Below are 18,603 nucleotides of genomic sequence, written 5' to 3' on the forward strand. Positions count from 1 at the left end.
TGCGATGTGCAACAATAACCGCGCAAACGGTTTCGTCCGGGGGCAGGATTCACTATAATGGCGCGCGTTTCCCCCCTGTAGCGCCCAATGACTGCACGCCAGTCAGTGCATCGAAGACGAGAGAACTTTAGATTATGGAAATACTGCGTGGTTCACCTGCTTTGTCGGCTTTTCGTATTAATAAACTGCTTGTCCGCTGCAAAGAGCACTTTTTGCCGATCAGTGATATCTATGCCGAATACGTGCATTTCGCCGATGTCAGCGCGCCGCTGAACAACGATGAACAGGCCAAACTGACGCGTTTGCTGAAATACGGTCCTTCTCTCGCCGAACACGAACCGCAAGGCCGTCTGCTGCTGGTTACTCCTCGTCCCGGCACCATCTCGCCGTGGTCTTCCAAAGCCACCGATATTGCGCATAACTGCGGGCTGAATAAGGTCTTGCGTCTGGAGCGCGGCCTGGCTTTCTACATTCATGCGCCGACGCTGAACGATGAACAGTGGCGGCAACTGGGGGCGTTGCTGCACGATCGCATGATGGAAAGCGTTTTCGATGAGATGCGGCAGGCTGAAAAACTTTTCTCTCATCACCAGCCCGCGCCGTTAAAACGCGTCGAGATCCTGTTGCAGGGCCGTCAGGCGCTGGAAGAAGCGAACGTCCGCCTGGGGCTGGCGCTGGCGGAAGATGAGATCGATTACCTGCTGGATGCGTTTACCAGGCTGGGCCGTAACCCGACGGATATCGAGCTGTATATGTTCGCCCAGGCGAACTCCGAGCATTGCCGGCATAAAATTTTCAACGCCGACTGGGTGATAGACGGCGTGGCGCAGCCGAAATCGCTGTTCAAGATGATTAAGAACACCTTTAGCCACACGCCGCAGCACGTGTTATCCGCCTATAAGGATAACGCGGCGGTGATGGAAGGCTCCGCCGTCGGGCGCTTTTACGCCGATGCCCAGGGCAATTATGATTACCATCAGGAAGAGGCGCATATCCTGATGAAAGTGGAAACCCACAACCACCCGACGGCGATTTCACCCTGGCCGGGGGCGGCAACCGGCTCCGGCGGCGAAATTCGCGATGAAGGCGCAACCGGACGCGGTTCCAAACCCAAAGCGGGCCTGGTCGGCTTCTCGGTATCGAACCTGCGTATCCCCGGTTTCGAACAGCCGTGGGAAGAGGACTTCGGCAAACCCGAGCGCATCGTCAGCGCGCTGGATATCATGATCGACGGCCCGTTGGGCGGCGCGGCGTTTAACAATGAATTCGGCCGTCCCGCGCTGACCGGCTATTTCCGCACCTATGAAGAGCGGGTGGACAGCCATAACGGCAGCGAACTGCGCGGTTACCACAAGCCCATCATGCTGGCCGGCGGTCTTGGCAATATCCGCGCCGACCATGTGCAAAAAGGCGAAATCAGCGTCGGCGCCAAGCTGATTGTGCTGGGCGGTCCGTCGATGAATATCGGCCTGGGGGGCGGGGCGGCGTCGTCAATGGCCTCCGGCCAGTCGGACGCCGACCTGGATTTCGCCTCGGTGCAGCGCGATAACCCGGAAATGGAGCGCCGCTGCCAGGAGGTGATCGACCGCTGCTGGCAGTTGGGGGAGGAGAATCCGATTCTGTTTATTCATGACGTGGGCGCGGGCGGCCTGTCCAACGCCATGCCGGAACTGGTCAGCGACGGCGGCCGCGGCGGGCGTTTTGAACTGCGCGATATTTTGAATGACGAACCGGGTATGAGTCCGTTGGAAGTGTGGTGCAACGAATCGCAGGAGCGTTATGTGCTGGCCGTCGCGCCGGAGCAATTAGCGCTGTTTGACGAAATCTGCCGCCGCGAGCGCGCGCCTTACGCGGTGATCGGCGAGGCGACGGAAGAACTGCACCTGACGCTGAACGACCGTCACTTCAACAATCAGCCGATCGATCTGCCGCTGGACGTATTACTGGGTAAAACGCCGAAAATGCTGCGCGACGTCGAGCGCAAGCAGGCGGCGGGCACGCCGCTACAGCGGGACGGCATTTATCTGGCGGAAGCGGTGGAGCGCGTGCTGCATCTACCTGTGGTGGCGGAAAAAACCTTTCTGATTACCATTGGCGACCGCACGGTCACCGGCATGGTGGCGCGCGACCAGATGGTCGGTCCGTGGCAGGTGCCGGTGGCGGACTGCGCGGTAACCACCGCCAGCCTGGACGGCTACTACGGCGAAGCCATGTCGATTGGCGAACGCGCGCCGGTGGCGCTGCTTGATTTCGCCGCCTCCGCCCGTCTGGCGGTGGGCGAGGCGTTGACCAATATCGCCGCGACCCATATCGGTCCGTTGACCCGGGTTAAGCTATCCGCCAACTGGATGGCGGCGGCGGGCCATCCGGGAGAAGACGCCGGGCTGTATGATGCGGTAAAAGCCATCGGCGAAGAGCTCTGCCCGGCGCTGGGGCTGACCATTCCGGTGGGCAAAGACTCCATGTCGATGAAAACCCGCTGGCAGGAAGGCGAGGAAGAACGCGCCATCACCTCGCCGCTGTCGCTGGTGATTTCCGCTTTTGCTAGGGTGGAGGACGTACGCGGCACGGTGACGCCGCAGCTGCGCGCCGAGCAGGATAACGCGCTATTGCTGATCGACCTGGGCGCCGGACACCAGGCGCTGGGCGCCACCGCGCTGGCGCAGGTTTACCGCCAATTGGGCAGCGATACCGCGGACGTGCGCAATGCGCATCAACTGGCCGGTTTCTTTAACGCCATACAGCAATTGGTGGCGGAAAAAGCCCTGCTGGCCTATCACGATCGCTCCGACGGCGGACTGCTGGTGACGCTGGCGGAGATGGCGTTTGCCGGCCACTGCGGCGTGAACGTCGATATCGCCGCGCAGGGCGACGACGCGCTGGCGACGCTGTTCAACGAGGAACTGGGGGCGGTGATTCAGGTTGCCGCTTCCCGTCAGGCCGAAGTGGAAAGCGTATTTGCCCGCCATGGTCTGGCGGATTGCGTTCACTACCTGGGCCGCGCCGAAGAGGGCGGCCGTTTTCTCATTACCCGCGGCGACGAGGTGGTTTACCATGAGAGCCGCACCACGCTGCGCCGCTGGTGGGCGGAAACCACCTGGCAAATGCAGCGTCTGCGCGATAACCCGCAGTGCGCCGATCAGGAGCATATCGCCAAGCAGGATGACAACGATCCGGGCCTGAACGTGGCGCTGACGTTTGATCCGCAGGAAGATATCGCCGCGCCCTATATCGCCCGGCAGGCCCGCCCGAAAGTGGCGGTGTTGCGCGAGCAGGGGGTTAACTCCCATATTGAAATGGCGGCGGCCTTCCACCGCGCCGGTTTTGACGCCGTCGACATCCATATGAGCGATCTGCTGGCGGGACGCCGGGATCTGCAGGATTTTCAGGCGCTGGTGGCCTGCGGCGGCTTCTCCTACGGCGATGTGTTGGGCGCCGGCGAGGGCTGGGCGAAATCCATTCTGTTCAACGCTAGGGTGCGCAACGAGTTTGCCGCGTTCTTCCAGCGCCCGCAGACGCTGGCGCTTGGGGTGTGCAACGGCTGTCAGATGATGTCGAATCTGCGCGAGCTGATTCCGGGGGCCGATCTGTGGCCGCGTTTTGTGCGCAATAAATCGGACCGTTTTGAGGCCCGCTTTAGTCTGGTTGAAGTGGAGAAGAGCCCATCGCTGTTTATGAACGACATGGCGGGCTCGCGTATGCCCATCGCGGTTTCCCATGGCGAAGGGCAGGTTGAAGTGCGCGATGCGGCGCATCTGGCGGCCCTTGAGCAGCATAATCTGGTGGCGTTGCGCTATGTGAATCACTACGGCCAGGCGACGGAGAATTATCCGGCTAACCCCAATGGTTCGCCCAACGGCATTACCGCCGTGACCAGCGCCAGCGGCCGGGCCACGGTGATGATGCCGCATCCCGAGCGCGTATTCCGCAGCGTCAGCAACTCCTGGCATCCGGAAGAGTGGGGTGAAGACGGCCCATGGCTGCGTATGTTCCGCAACGCGCGCCGGCAGCTGGGGTAATCGCGTTCGGCGCGCAGCAGATACTGTGTTAAGCGTCAGTGGTCAAGACACTTTTATTCACCATGCCTTACCCCTCCGTCATGCCCGCAGATCCCCGCCTTCGCGGGGATGACGGTGGTATTTCGGGAATGACAATGGTATTCGGTGAGGACTATGGTGGAGTGGATTTGTCAGCAACCTCAACAGGGCGATAGCCCTGTGTCGCGTTTTTGCGACAAAGGCAAATTTTACTGTCTCCGATTGGAGACACTTAACCGCTTGATTTATATGATTTGGATCACATAAGCGGAAAAACGTCTGTTTTTGACGACATAAAGCGGGTTTTCGCGCCGTTATTGGCGGCCGAAAGAGTGATTCGCTAAAGTGTCGTTAAAAAAACTAAATATAAATCATTGCGTTAAATTAGTTATTGAGAATTGGCACGATAAGTGCATAATAATCACCGTTGCTCATTCAACTGGTTATGATTGCGCTGCTGATTGGCAGATAAATTCGCTCATAACATCCGGAATGACGCCAAAAGAAAGGGTGCCTATCGTCCACCAGATCGATAACAGTACGCGCAAGCTGACTTTATCAAACATCGGGCGACACGTTGAGTGAGGCACCGCCTATTCAGTTACGCGGCCGGAAGAGGTTATTTTTCCGGCCGCGTAATGCCAAGTCCAGTCCGCTTTCCTCTCCCGTTGATGATCACCCTTGTTAACCTTGTCGTTGCTACGCAATGTTTAAAAACGTTTCTGACGTTTTTGGCGGATTCAGTTAGCATCAGAGCGAACCGATGGGTAATGAGATGATTTCCTTGAAACGATGGCGTTTATTTCCGCGTTCCCTGCGACAGTTAGTAATCATGGCTTTTCTGCTGGTGCTGCTGCCTTTACTGGTGCTGGCTTATCAGGCGTATCAAAGCCTGAACACCCTCAGCGAACAGGCGGCGGAGATTAACCGCACCACCTTGACCGATGCCCGGCGCAGCGAGGCGATGACCAGCGTCGCCCTGGCCATGGAGCGCAGCTATCGCCAGTACTGCGTGCTGGATGACCAGACGCTGGCGACGCTCTACCAAAATCAGCGCAATCAGTATTCCCAGATGCTGGATTCCCACGCCTCCGTTCTGCCGGAGCCGCGTTATTATCAAACCCTGCGCCAGTATTTAACCCAGCTTGCGGAGTTAAGCTGCCACAACAGCGGACCCGGCCGGGATGCCTCCGAACTGCTGGAAAACTTCTCCCGCGCCAACGGACAGATGGTCCAGATAACCCGTGAAGTGGTGTTTTCCCGCGGTCAGCAGCTGCAACAGGCGATAGCCGAGCGCGGCCGATTTTTCGGCTGGCAGTCACTGCTGCTGTTTCTGGTCAGCCTGTTACTGGTGGTGCTGTTTACCCGGATGATCATCGGCCCGGTAAATAAGGTGGAGCGGATGATCAATCGTCTGGGAGAAGGGCGATCTTTGGGCAATACCAGCACCTTTAAGGGACCGCGTGAAATTCGTTCCCTGGCGCAGCGCATTATCTGGCTGAGCGAGCGGCTTTCCTGGCTGGAATCACAGCGGCATGAGTTTCTCCGGCATATTTCCCATGAGCTGAAAACGCCGCTGGCGAGCCTGCGCGAAGGCACCGAACTGCTGGCGGATGAAGTGGCCGGCCCCCTGACGGCGGATCAGAAAGAGGTGGTATCCATTCTGGACGGTAGCAGCCGGCATCTGCTGCAGCTGATAGACCAACTGCTGGACTATAATCGTAAACTGGCGGATGCGCCGACGGAGCTGGAACGGGTCGAAATCGAGGAAATCGTCGATATTGTGGTGTCGTCCCACAGCCTGCCCGCCCGGACGAAAATGATGCATACCGCTATTGAACTGGCGGCGGAGCACTGTTGGGCGGAAACCACGCTGTTGATGCGCGTCATCGATAATCTCTATTCCAATGCGGTGCACTATGGTGAGGAATCCGGTAACATTTGGATCCGCAGCCGTCTGACCGGCAATCGGGTGCAGATTGACGTCGCCAATAGCGGTACGCCGATTCCGGACGCGGAGCGTGGTATGATTTTCGAGCCCTTTTATCAGGGCAGCCATCAGCGCAAAGGCGCGGTAAAAGGCAGCGGGCTGGGGCTGAGTATCGCCCGGGATTGTATTCGCCGTATGCGCGGCGAGCTAAGCCTGATAACCGTTGACTATGCCGATGTCTGTTTTCGTATTGAATTGCCATTAACTTCTGAGAATGAATAGATAATGAATGAATGGTTCGCCCGTCCTTTCCCGCGGCGCATCCTGCCCGCCGTGCTGGATATGTCCGTTAGCCGTGTGTTAAAGGCCGTGGTGATGTCATTGCCGGTAGCGGCATTGGCCGGATGCATCAGTAATGTGAGCAGCTACGTATCGTCGCAGGATACGGAAAATTCAACGCCGAAAGAGCAGGTAACCGACTATCGCATGGCGCAGTGCGGGTATCTCTGGCGGGTGGATGGCCGCGAGGCGATGAATAATGCGCTTTACTGGCTGCGGGCGATGGATTGCGCCGGACGCCTGCCCCAGTATCAGGCGCGCGAAGAGGCGCAGCGGCTGGAGGCCGACAGCTGGGAGAATGCCTTCAAGCGGGGTATTTTGCTGGATAATGCCGGCATCACGCAGGCGGAAAGAGGCCAGATGCTGGAGCAAATCAATGTATATCGTCTCGCCTTTCCCGCCGCATTACGCCCGCTGATACAGACCTGGCGCGACAGGCAAACGCTGTTTCTGGCGTTATCCGATGAGCGTCTGCGCTATAAGCGTTTGCAGGAATCCAGCGATAAACAGCTGGACACCCTGCGCATCCAGCAAAACCATCTGCAATATCAGCTTGAGACCACCCGGAAAAAACTGGAAAACCTGACGGACATTGAACGCCAGCTTTCGTCGCGTAAACAGCTCTCGGGCGAACTGCCCGAGAGCGACGCCGATCGCCGCAACCCGGCGGCGGAGCGTGACGGCGCGCGGGGCGAGGCGGCAACGAAATCGGGTTCGGGAGCGGTAAAAGCGGACGACACCTACGCGCCGCCAGCCGAATCGGAGGCGGATCAATCGACGACCGAGGAGCCGAAAAGCCAATGACAGCCCGGAGAGCGGCAAATTTGCTGCTGGTGGACGACGATCCCAGTCTGCTAAAGCTGCTGGGGATGCGTCTGACCAGCGAAGGTTTCAGCGTGACGACGGCGGAAAGCGGTCAGGAAGCCTTGCGCCTGCTGACCAGAGAGCACTTCGATCTGGTGATTAGCGATCTGCGCATGGATGAAATGGACGGTATGGCGCTTTTTTCGGAAATCCAGCGCTATCAGCCCGGCATGCCGGTCATTATTCTTACCGCGCACGGCTCTATTCCCGACGCGGTGGCGGCGACGCAGCAGGGGGTATTCAGCTTCCTGACCAAACCGGTCGATCGCGATGCGCTGTACCAGGCGATTGACGAGGCGATGGCCTTGTCCGCCCCGGCCGGCGATGAAAGCTGGCGTGAAACCATCGTTACCCGCAGTCCGTTGATGCTGCGCCTGCTGGAGCAGGCCAGGATGGTCGCCCAGTCGGACGTCAGCGTGTTGATTCACGGCCAGAGCGGTACGGGGAAAGAGGTGCTGGCCCAGGCGATTCATGCCGCCAGCCCGCGGGCGAAAAAAGCCTTTATCGCCATCAACTGCGGCGCGTTGCCGGAGCCTTTGCTGGAGTCCGAACTGTTCGGTCATGCGAGAGGGGCTTTTACCGGCGCGGTCAGCAGCCGGGAAGGGCTGTTTCAGGCGGCGGAAGGCGGTACGCTGTTTTTGGATGAAATCGGCGATATGCCGCTGTCGTTGCAGGTCAAGCTGTTGCGGGTGTTGCAGGAGCGCAAGGTGCGCCCGTTGGGCAGCAATCGCGATCTGGATATCGATGTGCGGATCATTTCCGCCACCCATCGTGATTTACCCAAGGCGATGGAAAAAGGCGAGTTCCGCGAAGATCTCTACTATCGCCTGAACGTGGTGAATATGAAGCTGCCCGCGCTGCATGAGCGGGCGGAAGATATTCCGCTATTGGCGACCCATCTGCTGCGCGAGTCGGCCGCAAGACATAAGCCTTTTGTGCGCGCTTTCTCGACCGACGCCATGAAACGGTTGATGACGGCAAGCTGGCCGGGTAACGTACGGCAACTGGTTAACGTGATTGAACAGTGCGTGGCGCTGACCAGCGCGCCGGTTATCAGCGAGGCGCTGGTCGAGCAGGCGCTGGAAGGTGAAAACACCGCGCTGCCGACGTTCGTCGAGGCGCGGCATCAGTTCGAACTGAACTACCTGCGCAAACTGTTGCAGATCGCCAAAGGCAACGTCACGCAGGCCGCGCGAATGGCGGGGCGTAACCGGACCGAGTTTTATAAGCTGTTGGGGCGTCATGAGTTGGACGCCAATGATTTTAAAGAATAGGGTTAATGGATTGTAAGTTTGGCTCCGGCAATCTTTTTGTTCGCTGATGCCCGGCTTTGGCCGCAACATAGGTATAAGGTTCTTTGATGAAAAAAATTGATGCGATTATCAAGCCGTTCAAACTGGACGATGTGCGTGAAGCGTTAGCTGAAGTGGGTATCACCGGGATGACGGTAACGGAAGTGAAAGGGTTCGGCCGTCAGAAAGGCCACACTGAGCTTTATCGCGGCGCCGAGTACATGGTCGATTTTTTGCCCAAGGTGAAGGTCGAGATCGTGGTGGCGGATGATATCGTCGATACCTGCGTGGAAACCATTATGCGGACCGCCCAGACCGGTAAAATCGGCGACGGTAAAATCTTTGTCTTTGACGTGGCCCGCGTGGTGCGTATCCGTACCGGCGAAGAGGACGAAGAAGCGATTTAACGCCTATATTAGGCCCGTTATTCTGGGCCGGTCGTCCCCGCGGCGGCAGGCGGGGACCTGCCTCCGCAGGCGGCTTTTCCGTTATCCTTGTGAATACCGCCACCGTTATCCCCGCGAATACTACCCCCGTCATCCCCGCGTCCCTAGGCGGGGATCCGCCTACGATTTATGACCGTCGCCCAGTTTATCCGCCAGCGTTTTTAATTCCGCCGTCCGGCGAATAGCATCCGCGACGATCCCTGACACGGCAATCGCCCCTTTTTTCTGAAAGTGGGTGGTATCCGGTTTGCTCAGGCTGCCGCTCTGATTGCGGTAGAAGGGATAGCGCGCGGGATCGACCGCCAGCCAGTATTGCTTCCAGTGATTGCGATTGCCCTTGTTGGCCAGCTCGATGGTGGCGGACTCGATATCCAGCAGAACCACGTTATTGGCCGCGGCCGTTTCTTTGATCGTCTGGCTGTAGTCGCCGACGAACGCGTAGCCTCCCTGCGCGTTCTGCGTGGTAAAGTGGCCGTGTACCGCGGGAGTGCCGTCTTTGCCGTCGGCGGTGCGGACGCGGGTGGTCGGCGTGAGCAATACCGGGATCAACTGATGCTGGCGGGCAAAATTCACGTAGCGCTCCAGCGATGTCTGGAACGACATGTCGGATTTGCCCGGCGGGGATTGGCGTTCACCCGCGGCGTTATTGGGGTAGGTGCACAGATTGGCGACGTCGGCGATGCCCCGCACCGCTCTGGCGCTGTTACAGTTCTGATCGTTGTGTCCCATCTGGATAAAGAGAAAATCTCCCGCTTTCATCAACGGCTGCATCTGGCGAAACCAGCCGGCATAGAAATAGTCCCGCGAACCGCGGCCGGCGCGCGCGCCGTTAACGACTTTCACCCCGCCGTCTTTACGGAACTGCTGTTCAAAAACCTGTCCCCAGCCCATGCGCGGCAGGCGCGCCTTTTCGTAGCTGGCGGCGGTGGAGTCCCCCACCAGGAAAATACGCGTCCGGGCTTTTTGCATCGCCTCCAGATTCTGGCGGGCAAAGCGATAGTCCAACGCCTCATACCCGCCCTGACCGCTCAGTCCGACAATCGGACGAAACGCGCTGTCGGTCAGCACCGTATGCCCTGCGTAGCCGGTATCATTGTCATAACTGCGATTATGGTTAATCACCTGAATAATATTGTTGACGGCGTCCTGCTGCGCGGCGGGATAGGTCAGGGGATCGAAATGCGCCGGCGCGGCGATGCCCGCCTGTTTCAGCGCCGAATTAAAGCCGGCATGAAACGCGGCGTAAGCCTTTTTCCAGGCGACGCCGTTAAGCGTGGGCGACGCGGAGTCGTCCCACAATTGCTGCGGGCCGATATAGCCGGCGGCGACGGCGACGTCGGAAACGATACGGTCGGTCAGCGGGTTGATATTGACGATATTATCGCCGCCGGATTGAAGAGTCGGGGCCAGGGCGTTGAGGCAAATGGCGCGGGGAATATTGCTGAGCTGGCAGTTGGTGCCGCCGGATTCGATGGCCAGCAGGCGCAGCGGCGACGATAATCCTGCAACGTCAATATGATATTTCCCGGCGTCGTCGGTGCGGGTTTGCCGGCGCTGGCCCTGCTGATCGCGGATAATAATGGTGGCGGGCAGGTGGATTTCGCGGTGCGTCACGCTGCCCGTCAGGGCGGTGTTTTCCCCCAGTTTAAGGGCGGGCATGATTTCGGTGGCGCTTGGCGGCGTGGCGTTATGCGCGGCGGCGGATGATTTGGCGTGCGCCGGCGCCCAGGGGGCGGAAAACAGCAGAGCGGAAGTCATAATAACGAAAGTCATACCACCGGAAAAACGTTTTAACATGATTAACCCTATTCCTTGTTGCGATAATCGAAAAAATATTGCTTTGCTGCTGCCGCTGATTGCCGGATGAAGTTAGCGCTTCCTTTTATGGGGGCAAGCTTGTTGCAAGAATAAAGGGGGGTATTATGCACCTAATTTTGGCAGCCGGGATGGCTAAAATGGATTATGTCCACATGAAGAAAAAACAGCATGGAGATGAAGAAAATTCCGTTTCCCGCCAGGGGGAATAAATCGCCGCAGCCCTTGTGCCGCCTGTAGCTAATCGTTTGCGTAAAAACCTCTGTCAAGGCCTATCTTCAAAAGGGAGAAACGGTTTACACTATAGGCCAGTACCCAATAGGGTGATTGTTTTCCAGTATATTGTAAGTTAGCTGAGTCAGGAGATGCGGATGTTAAAGCGTGAAATGAACATTGCCGATTATGATGCCGAACTGTGGCAAGCAATGGAGCAGGAAGTGGTGCGTCAGGAAGAGCATATCGAACTGATTGCGTCAGAAAACTATACCAGCCCACGCGTCATGCAGGCTCAGGGTTCTCAGCTGACCAACAAATACGCCGAAGGCTATCCCGGCAAGCGTTATTACGGCGGTTGCGAGTATGTGGACGTGGTTGAACAGCTGGCTATCGATCGCGCCAAGGCGCTGTTCGGCGCCGATTACGCCAACGTACAGCCGCACTCCGGCTCTCAGGCCAACTTTGCCGTCTACACCGCGCTGTTGCAGCCGGGCGATACCATTCTGGGCATGAACCTGGCGCACGGCGGCCACCTGACTCACGGTTCCCCGGTCAACCTGTCCGGTAAACTTTATAACGTCATTCCTTACGGTATCGATGAAAGCGGCAAGATCGATTACGACGAGATGGCGGAACTGGCTCGCACCCATAAGCCGAAAATGATCGTCGGCGGTTTCTCCGCCTATTCCGGCATCGTCGACTGGGCGAAAATGCGTGAAATCGCCGACAGCATCGGCGCTTATCTGTTCGTCGATATGGCGCACGTCGCCGGTCTGGTGGCGGCGGACGTTTACCCGTCGCCGCTTCCGCACGCGCACATCGTCACCACCACCACCCATAAAACGCTGGCCGGTCCTCGCGGCGGTCTGATTCTGGCGAAAGGCGGCGACGAAGATCTGTATAAAAAGCTGAACTCCGCGGTATTCCCCGGCGGCCAGGGCGGCCCGCTGATGCACGTTATCGCCGGTAAAGCGGTGGCGCTGAAAGAAGCGATGGAGCCTGAATTCAAGGTTTATCAACAGCAGGTGGCCAAAAACGCCAAAGCCATGGTCGAGGTGTTCCTGGACCGCGGCTATAACGTGGTTTCCGGCGGCACCAGCAACCATCTGCTGCTGCTGGACCTGGTCAGCAAGGATATCACCGGTAAAGATGCCGATGCCGCGCTGGGCCGCGCCAATATCACCGTGAATAAAAACAGCGTGCCGAACGATCCCAAGAGTCCGTTCGTCACTTCCGGCGTGCGTATCGGTACGCCGGCGGCGACGCGTCGCGGCTTTAAGGAAGCGGAAGTGCGCGAACTGGCGGGCTGGATCTGCGACGTGCTGGACAATATCAACGACGAAGCCACCATCGAGCGCACCAAGCGGAAAGTGCTGGATATCTGCGCCCGTTTCCCGGTTTACGCCTGATAGCAACGCCATCGCCCCGGATATTGCCTCCGGGGCCGTAGGTCAATACGCCAGCCTTTGCGCTGGCGTTTTTTTTTATCTTTAGCATCATCCCCACTTAGCGCCGTTTATGGTGAATAACGCATTGCGCCGGCGCCCGCTCTCTGACAGAGTAGCCAACCAATGAGGGGGAGTCATGGTTCTGCATTCAACGCGTTGGCTGGCGCTAAGCTACTTCACTTACTTTTTTTGTTATGGCATTTTCCTGCCGTTCTGGGGCGGGTGGTTAAAAGGCGAGGGGCTTTCCGCCGAATCCATCGGCGTGCTGCTGGGGGCCGGTCTGGTCGCCCGTTGCGTCGGCAGTCTGGTGATTACGCCCTGCGTGAAAGATCCGTCGAAACTGATACTGGCTTTGCGGATACTGGGGGTGCTGACGCTGGGGTTATCCGTCGGCTTCTGGTTAGGGAATGCCTGGCTATGGCTGCTGTTGGTGATGATCGGCTTCAACCTGTTTTTTGCCCCGCTGGTGCCCTTGACGGATGCGCTGGCCGCCACCTGGCAACGGCAGATCGCCATGGATTATGGCAAGGTGCGGGTCTGGGGATCGATTGCTTTTGTCATCGGTTCCGCCGTTACCGGCGAGCTGGTGTCCGTCTGGGGGCATCCGGCGATTCTGGCGATCCTGAGCGCCGGGCTGGTGGCCATGTTTCTTGGCATGTTGTTTCGCCCCAGCGTGATGCCGGAAACGGCCGCGTCCGCAACGCAATCGACGGTCGTCACGCCCTGGAAAACCCTGTTTCGCGAACCTCCGGTATGGCGTTTCTTGCTGTGCGTGTCCCTGTTGCAAGGGGCGCATGCGGCATACTATGGTTTCAGCGTGATTTACTGGCAGGATGCCGGTTATTCCGCATCGATTATCGGCTATCTGTGGTCGTTGGGCGTGGTGGCGGAAATTGTCATTTTCACCTTTAGCCAGCGCCTGTTTCGCCGCTGGAGCGCCAGAGATTTATTACTGCTCTCCGCGGCGTGCGGCGTGGTTCGCTGGGGGATGATGGGGGCGACGGTGGCGCTGCCGTGGCTGATTGTGATACAGATATTGCACTGCGGCACCTTTACCGTGTGCCATCTGGCGGCGATGCGCTTTATCGCCGCGCGCAGCGGCGGCGACGTATTACGGTTGCAGGCGGTCTATTCAGCGCTGGGGATGGGCGGGAGCATCGCGCTGATGACCGTGGTTTCCGGCTTCCTGTTCGAGCATTCGCCGAGCGGAACCTTTTGGGTGATGGCGATGCTGGCGGTTCCGGCGCTGTTTGTGCGTCCTTCAGCCCGTGGGCGGGCTAGCAGAAAGGTATAAGGAGTAGATGTTGTTGCATAACCTGCTAATGCGCTGGCGCATAAGCCTGTTGACGGTCGGCATGGCGCTCGGCGGCCCGCCGGCGTTGGCCCATCCGCATAGCTTTATCGATATGCAAACCACGGTTGAGAGTCAAAACGAACGGATTACCGGCCTGCGGATGCGCTGGACCATGGACCCCATTACCTCGGCGGACCTGCTTTACGATGCGGGCAATGCGGCGAAAGACTCGGCGGTGTGGAAGAAACTGGCGGCGGAGGTGATGGCCAACGTGCTGGGACAGCACTACTTCACCGAAATCTACCGCGCTAACCAGTCCGTGAAATATGCGGCGATGCCGAGCGAATACCACCTTTCCCGCCAGGGCAATCAGGCGGTGCTGGAGTTTGTCCTGCCGCTGGCGCATCCCCAGCCGCTGGCGGGGAAACCGCTGTTGATTTCCACTTACGATCCCACCTATTTCGTCGATATGTCTTACCCGAATGAAAGCGCCGTCAGGCTGGCGCCCGCGCTGGCCTCACGCTGCAAAACCACGCTGGTGACGCCGACGCCCAGCGCGGATTTACGGTCCTATGCGCTCTCTCTGGATAAAAATGATTCGCCGGGAGAAGATATGGAACTCGGTAAGCAATTCGCCCAGCAGGTGACGTTACAATGTCAGTAAATGTGAGTGAGCCGCCGTTGCGGCGTCGACCCCTGTTAAAACTGTGGCCGCTGTGGCTGTTTTTCCTGCTGTTCGCGCTGGCGCTGCGCGAGGCGATTGGCTACTGGCCGCAAATCGTGCTGCAAAGCGCGGTGTGGCAAAAATCGCTGCACCAGCAGATGTCGCAACTCTTGCAGATGGTGGCGGACCGGCCGCATCAGGCGGGGCTCGGTCTGATGGCGTTCAGCCTGGCGTACGGCGTGCTGCACGCCGTCGGGCCGGGGCACGGCAAGGTGGTCATCATGACCTATCTGGCGACCCATCCCTCCAAACTGAAAAGCAGCCTGCGTCTGACCTTCGCCGCTTCGCTGGTGCAAGGACTCATGGCGGTGCTGCTGGTCTCCGTGGTGTTGGGGATATTGCAGCTTTCAAGCCGCACGCTGCACAGCAGCAGTTTCTGGCTGGAGAAAGGGAGCTTTATCCTGGTGGCCGGGCTGGGCGCGCTGCTCTGCTTTCGGGCGGCCAGGCAGCTGTATTTCACGCTTTTCCAGCGGCCTAAACCGGCGACCATTCTCCGTCTGACCCCGCTTGACCCGGCGGACGATCGCCGCATTCGTCCTTTGGGCGCGGTATCTGCGCCCGCTCATCAACACCATGCCGATTGCGGATGCGGGCATCGGCATCTTCCCAGCAATGCGGAGCTCAGCCGGGACGGCCACTGGCGCACCCGGCTGATGATCGTACTGGCGATGGGCTTGCGGCCCTGCTCCGGAGCGATACTGGTATTGCTGTTTTCCAAGGTGATAGGCGTATTTCTCTGGGGGATCGCCGCGGCGCTGGTGATGGCGCTGGGAACGGCGTTGACCATTTCCGCGCTGGCGATGATGGTCTTTTATTGTCGCCGGCTGGTGGAACGTCTGAGCGGGAAGGGTACGCCGTCCGTCTGGCAGCGCGCCGCCTGGTCGTTATTGTCGTTGGCGGGCGGGGTTATTCTGCTGGGCAGCGGCGTTTTGCTCTATCTGAGCGCGCAGCCGGCAATGATGGGCGGGCTTCGCCCCTTTGCCGGGTGATATTACCTGTCGTTAACAATTATATAAAAACGCATTGCCTGATTTAACATCAGCATTATATTATCCCGCTTCGTCGATAATGATTATCATTTGTGGTCTTGTCCGGAGAAGGGAATAAATGAAAAAGTGGCTGTGCTCGCTGGTCGCCATATTGAGTTTAGGCGCCGTTTTTGCGGTTAGCGCCGCGCCGATTGTGATTGAAGACGTCAGCGGCAGAAAGGTTGAAATTAACTCCACGGTTCAACGGATTATTTTAGGCGAGGGGCGGCAAATTTACCTGCTGGCCGCCTTTGATACCGAAGCGCCGTTCCAGCGCGTGGTGGGCTGGCGCGACGATCTGCCGAAAGCGGATTATGACGGCTATCTGGCCTATGAAAACAAATACCCGGCGATAAAAAAACTGCCCACCTTCGGCGGCGCGAAAGACGGCACCTTTAACGTCGAGCAGGCGCTGACGTTAAAGCCCGATCTGGTGCTGATGAATCTGGAGTCGAAGGCCGCTACGGACGAAGGGAAGCTGATCGATAAACTCGCTTCGCTGGGCATCCCGGTGGTGTTTATCGATTTCCGCGAAAAGCCGTTTGAGAATGCCGAGAAAAGTATTCATATCATGGGGCAGCTGCTGGGCAAACCGCAGCGCGCCGAGGAGATTATACAGTTCCGCCGTCAGCAGATTGATATCGTTACCGAGCGGCTGAAAAATTATCAGGGTCCGCGTCCGAAGGTGATGATCGATCGCGCGGGGGGCTATGAAGACGAATGCTGCATGTCGTTCGGCAACGAAAACTTCGGCCGCATGGTGGAGGTGGCCGGCGGCGAGAACATCGCCAAGAACCTGATCCCCGGCACCTTTGGGTCGCTCAATCCGGAGCAGATTATCAGCGCGCGGCCGAATGTGGTGATTGTGACCGGCGCGAACTGGAAAAACTACAATACGGCGAACGGCTGGGTAGGCGTCGGCCCCGGCGCCGATCGCCAGGCTGCGTTGCAACGTCTGCAAAAGCTGATGGAGCGCGCCGCATTTAAAACGCTGCCTGTGGCGACCAACGGTAATGCGCACGCCATCTGGCATCAGTTCTACGACAGCCCGTATCAGTTCGTCGCCATTCAGGCCATCGCCAAATGGCTTCATCCGGATCTGTTTAAAGATATCGATCCGGACGCCACCTTCCGCATCTTCCACGAGAAGTTTCTGCCGCTGCCGTATCAGCCCGGTTACTGGGTGACGCTGCCGGCAAAATCCTGATTGACGAAAAGCGCGCTGACGGCAATTTGCCGTCAGCGCCTGCCTGACTAACTGCTCGGTTCGCTGACCAACCCGTCGATAATCACCTGTGGAATGCCTTGCGAACAGCGTTCGATACGTCCCTTCACGCCATAGACCGCGGCCAGGCTTTCCGGGCTGATCACTTCGGCGGGCGCGCCATTGGCAATCAGGTTGCCGTTTTGCAGCATCAGCACGTGATCGCCGTGACGCAGGGCGATATTGATATCGTGCACCACCACCACGGTGATAATGCCTCGTTTGCGCGTTTCCCGGCGGACCAGATCCATCACGTGGAACTGATAGTTCAGATCCAGCGCGCTGAGGGGTTCATCCAGCAACAACAGCGAGGGCTGGCGAATTAACGACTGCGCCAGCCCGACCAGCTGCTTTTGCCCGCCGGAAAGCTGATCGAGATAGCTTAACGCCAGATGCTCGATGCCCAGCTGCTTCAGCAGCGCCATCACTTCGGACTGACTGTTGGCGCCGTGCAGGCCGCCGGAGGCGCGCTGGGCGACGATAATGGATTCCAGCACGTGCAGGTGCACGCCGGCCGGCAGGGACTGCGGCAGGTAAACCACTTTTTCCGCCCGCTTGGCGAACGACAGCTGCATCAGGTTGCTCTCGTCCAGCCACAGCTCGCCCTCGCAGGCCCCCAGCCCGGCCATGGCGCGCAGCAGCGTGGATTTACCGCTGCCGTTCGGCCCGAGCAACACGGTGATTTTTCCGCGCGGCAGCAAGGGGACGGACAGATCGTCAATCACCTGGCGTTTAGGGTAGCCCGCCCGAAAATGCGCAATGCGTAATCCCGAAGATATCGGCTGGCTCATACGTTCCCCCTGTGGCGCAGAATAATGCTCAGGAAGAAAGGCACGCCGACCAGCGAGGTAACGATCCCGACGGGAATAATCACGCCGGGGATCAGGTTCTTCGAGGCCACGGAAGCCAGCGAAAGCACCAGTGCGCCGATAAGCGCGCTGGCGGGGAGGTAGAAGCGGTGATCCTCGCCGAATATCATGCGGGCGATGTGCGGCGCCACCAGGCCGATAAAACCGATCGGACCGACGAAGGCCACCGAGATGGCCGACAGAATGCTGATGCGCAGCAAGGTCGCCAGACGCAGACGCCGCACGTTAATCCCGAAGCTGACGGCGCGATCTTCCCCCAGCCGCAACGCGGTGAGTTTCCAGGAGCTCATCAGCGACAGCGGCATCACGGCCAGCAGCACCAGCAGCAAAATTCCCAGCTTTTCCCAGGATGCCCGCGCCAGACTGCCCATGGTCCAGAACACCAGCCCTTGCAGCGTGTCTTCGCTGGCGATGAATTGCAGCATGGAAACCAGCGCGTTAAAGGTAAACACCAGCGCAATGCCGAACAGCACCACGCCGGAGGTGGCCACCTGGGTCCAGCGCGTGATGCCGTCCAGCAGCAGTACGGCCAGCAGGGCAAAGAAAAAGGCGTTGGCGGAAATAAACCACTGCGCCGGTATGCCGGGAATCCCGATCCCCAGCACGATGGCGAGCGCTGCGCCGAATGCCGCGGCGGACGACACGCCCAGCGTAAACGGGCTGGCCAGCGGGTTATTGAGGATGGTTTGCATCTCCGCGCCCGCCAGACCGAGCGACAGCCCGACGATAATCGCCATCAGGGCGTAAGGCAGACGGATCTCCCAGACGATCACTCGGGTGCCCGCGTCGGCCAGTTCGGGGTGGGTCAGCGTTTGCCATAACACGTCCAGCGTCAGCCCCGCGGGGCCCATGGTGAAATCCAGCAGCAGCGAGCCGACGATCGCCGCCACCAGCAGCGCGATGGCGCTCATCCGGCGGCGCACAATATGCCGATAGCGGTGCGCGACGTCATTTTCGGAAATCTGGTTTCCTAAAGTGGGATTTTCCACTACGTCGGACGCGCCGGTAATTTTGGGATCGGTTGTTACGCTCATAAA

General features: G+C 58.8%; 13 protein-coding genes. 10 read left to right on the plus strand and 3 right to left on the minus strand.

Going from position 1 to position 18,603, the window contains the following annotated elements; genetic code table 11:
- The first annotated feature begins 134 nt into the window (after positions 1-134).
- The 5 genes from purL to glnB all read left to right on the plus strand — a co-directional run bounded on the left by purL (position 135) and on the right by glnB (position 8,869).
- The gene (purL, locus tag DDT56_RS01950; protein ID WP_136164845.1) at positions 135-4,019 is read left to right on the plus strand and encodes a phosphoribosylformylglycinamidine synthase; all 3,885 of its coding nucleotides are present in this window, start codon (positions 135-137) and stop codon (positions 4,017-4,019) included.
- A 793-nt stretch (positions 4,020-4,812) separates the two neighbouring features.
- On the plus strand, positions 4,813-6,249 hold the full coding sequence (locus tag DDT56_RS01955; protein WP_136164846.1) for a sensor histidine kinase: 1,437 nt from the start codon (positions 4,813-4,815) through the stop codon (positions 6,247-6,249).
- A 3-nt stretch (positions 6,250-6,252) separates the two neighbouring features.
- Positions 6,253-7,110, plus strand: coding sequence for a two-component system QseEF-associated lipoprotein QseG (gene qseG, locus DDT56_RS01960; protein ID WP_417903681.1), 858 nt, complete (start codon positions 6,253-6,255; stop codon positions 7,108-7,110).
- Complete coding sequence (gene glrR, locus DDT56_RS01965; RefSeq protein WP_136164847.1) at positions 7,107-8,444, plus strand: two-component system response regulator GlrR; 1,338 nt, start codon at positions 7,107-7,109, stop codon at positions 8,442-8,444. Before qseG ends, glrR begins: the two co-directional genes overlap by 4 nt.
- A gap of 86 nt (positions 8,445-8,530) precedes the next feature.
- On the plus strand, positions 8,531-8,869 hold the full coding sequence (glnB, locus tag DDT56_RS01970; protein ID WP_009111867.1) for a nitrogen regulatory protein P-II: 339 nt from the start codon (positions 8,531-8,533) through the stop codon (positions 8,867-8,869).
- Positions 8,870-9,028: 159 nt separating this feature from the next.
- Here the strand turns inward: glnB and paeY are convergent, their stop codons facing one another.
- On the minus strand, positions 9,029-10,705 hold the full coding sequence (gene paeY, locus DDT56_RS01975) for a pectin acetylesterase PaeY (protein ID WP_136164848.1): 1,677 nt from the start codon (positions 10,703-10,705) through the stop codon (positions 9,029-9,031).
- A 389-nt stretch (positions 10,706-11,094) separates the two neighbouring features.
- Between paeY and glyA the strand changes: the two genes are divergently transcribed.
- The 5 genes from glyA (at position 11,095) to DDT56_RS02000 (ending at position 16,640) form a co-directional block, all read left to right on the plus strand.
- Complete coding sequence (glyA, locus tag DDT56_RS01980; protein WP_136164849.1) at positions 11,095-12,348, plus strand: serine hydroxymethyltransferase; 1,254 nt, start codon at positions 11,095-11,097, stop codon at positions 12,346-12,348.
- A gap of 175 nt (positions 12,349-12,523) precedes the next feature.
- Positions 12,524-13,681, plus strand: a complete 1,158-nt coding sequence (locus DDT56_RS01985; protein ID WP_136164850.1) for a 3-phenylpropionate MFS transporter — start codon at positions 12,524-12,526, stop codon at positions 13,679-13,681.
- 7 nt (positions 13,682-13,688) lie between these two features.
- Positions 13,689-14,345: a DUF1007 family protein gene (locus DDT56_RS01990; RefSeq protein WP_136164851.1), complete on the plus strand. Its 657-nt coding sequence runs from the start codon at positions 13,689-13,691 to the stop codon at positions 14,343-14,345.
- The gene (locus DDT56_RS01995; RefSeq protein ID WP_136164852.1) at positions 14,336-15,394 is read left to right on the plus strand and encodes a nickel/cobalt transporter; all 1,059 of its coding nucleotides are present in this window, start codon (positions 14,336-14,338) and stop codon (positions 15,392-15,394) included. Before DDT56_RS01990 ends, DDT56_RS01995 begins: the two co-directional genes overlap by 10 nt.
- Positions 15,395-15,512: 118 nt before the next feature.
- On the plus strand, positions 15,513-16,640 hold the full coding sequence (locus DDT56_RS02000) for an ABC transporter substrate-binding protein (protein ID WP_136164853.1): 1,128 nt from the start codon (positions 15,513-15,515) through the stop codon (positions 16,638-16,640).
- Positions 16,641-16,687: 47 nt separating this feature from the next.
- Here the strand turns inward: DDT56_RS02000 and DDT56_RS02005 are convergent, their stop codons facing one another.
- Together DDT56_RS02005 and DDT56_RS02010 are read right to left on the minus strand one after the other, a co-directional pair.
- A complete protein-coding gene (locus DDT56_RS02005) occupies positions 16,688-17,488 on the minus strand; it encodes an ABC transporter ATP-binding protein (RefSeq protein WP_168197554.1) in 801 nt (266 codons plus the stop codon).
- Complete coding sequence (locus DDT56_RS02010) at positions 17,485-18,600, minus strand: FecCD family ABC transporter permease (protein ID WP_168197555.1); 1,116 nt, start codon at positions 18,598-18,600, stop codon at positions 17,485-17,487. Before DDT56_RS02010 ends, DDT56_RS02005 begins: the two co-directional genes overlap by 4 nt.
- Between the last annotated feature and the right edge of the window lie 3 nt (positions 18,601-18,603).

The organism is Brenneria corticis (assembly GCF_003115855.1).
Classification (GTDB): Bacteria; Pseudomonadota; Gammaproteobacteria; order Enterobacterales; family Enterobacteriaceae; genus Brenneria; species Brenneria corticis.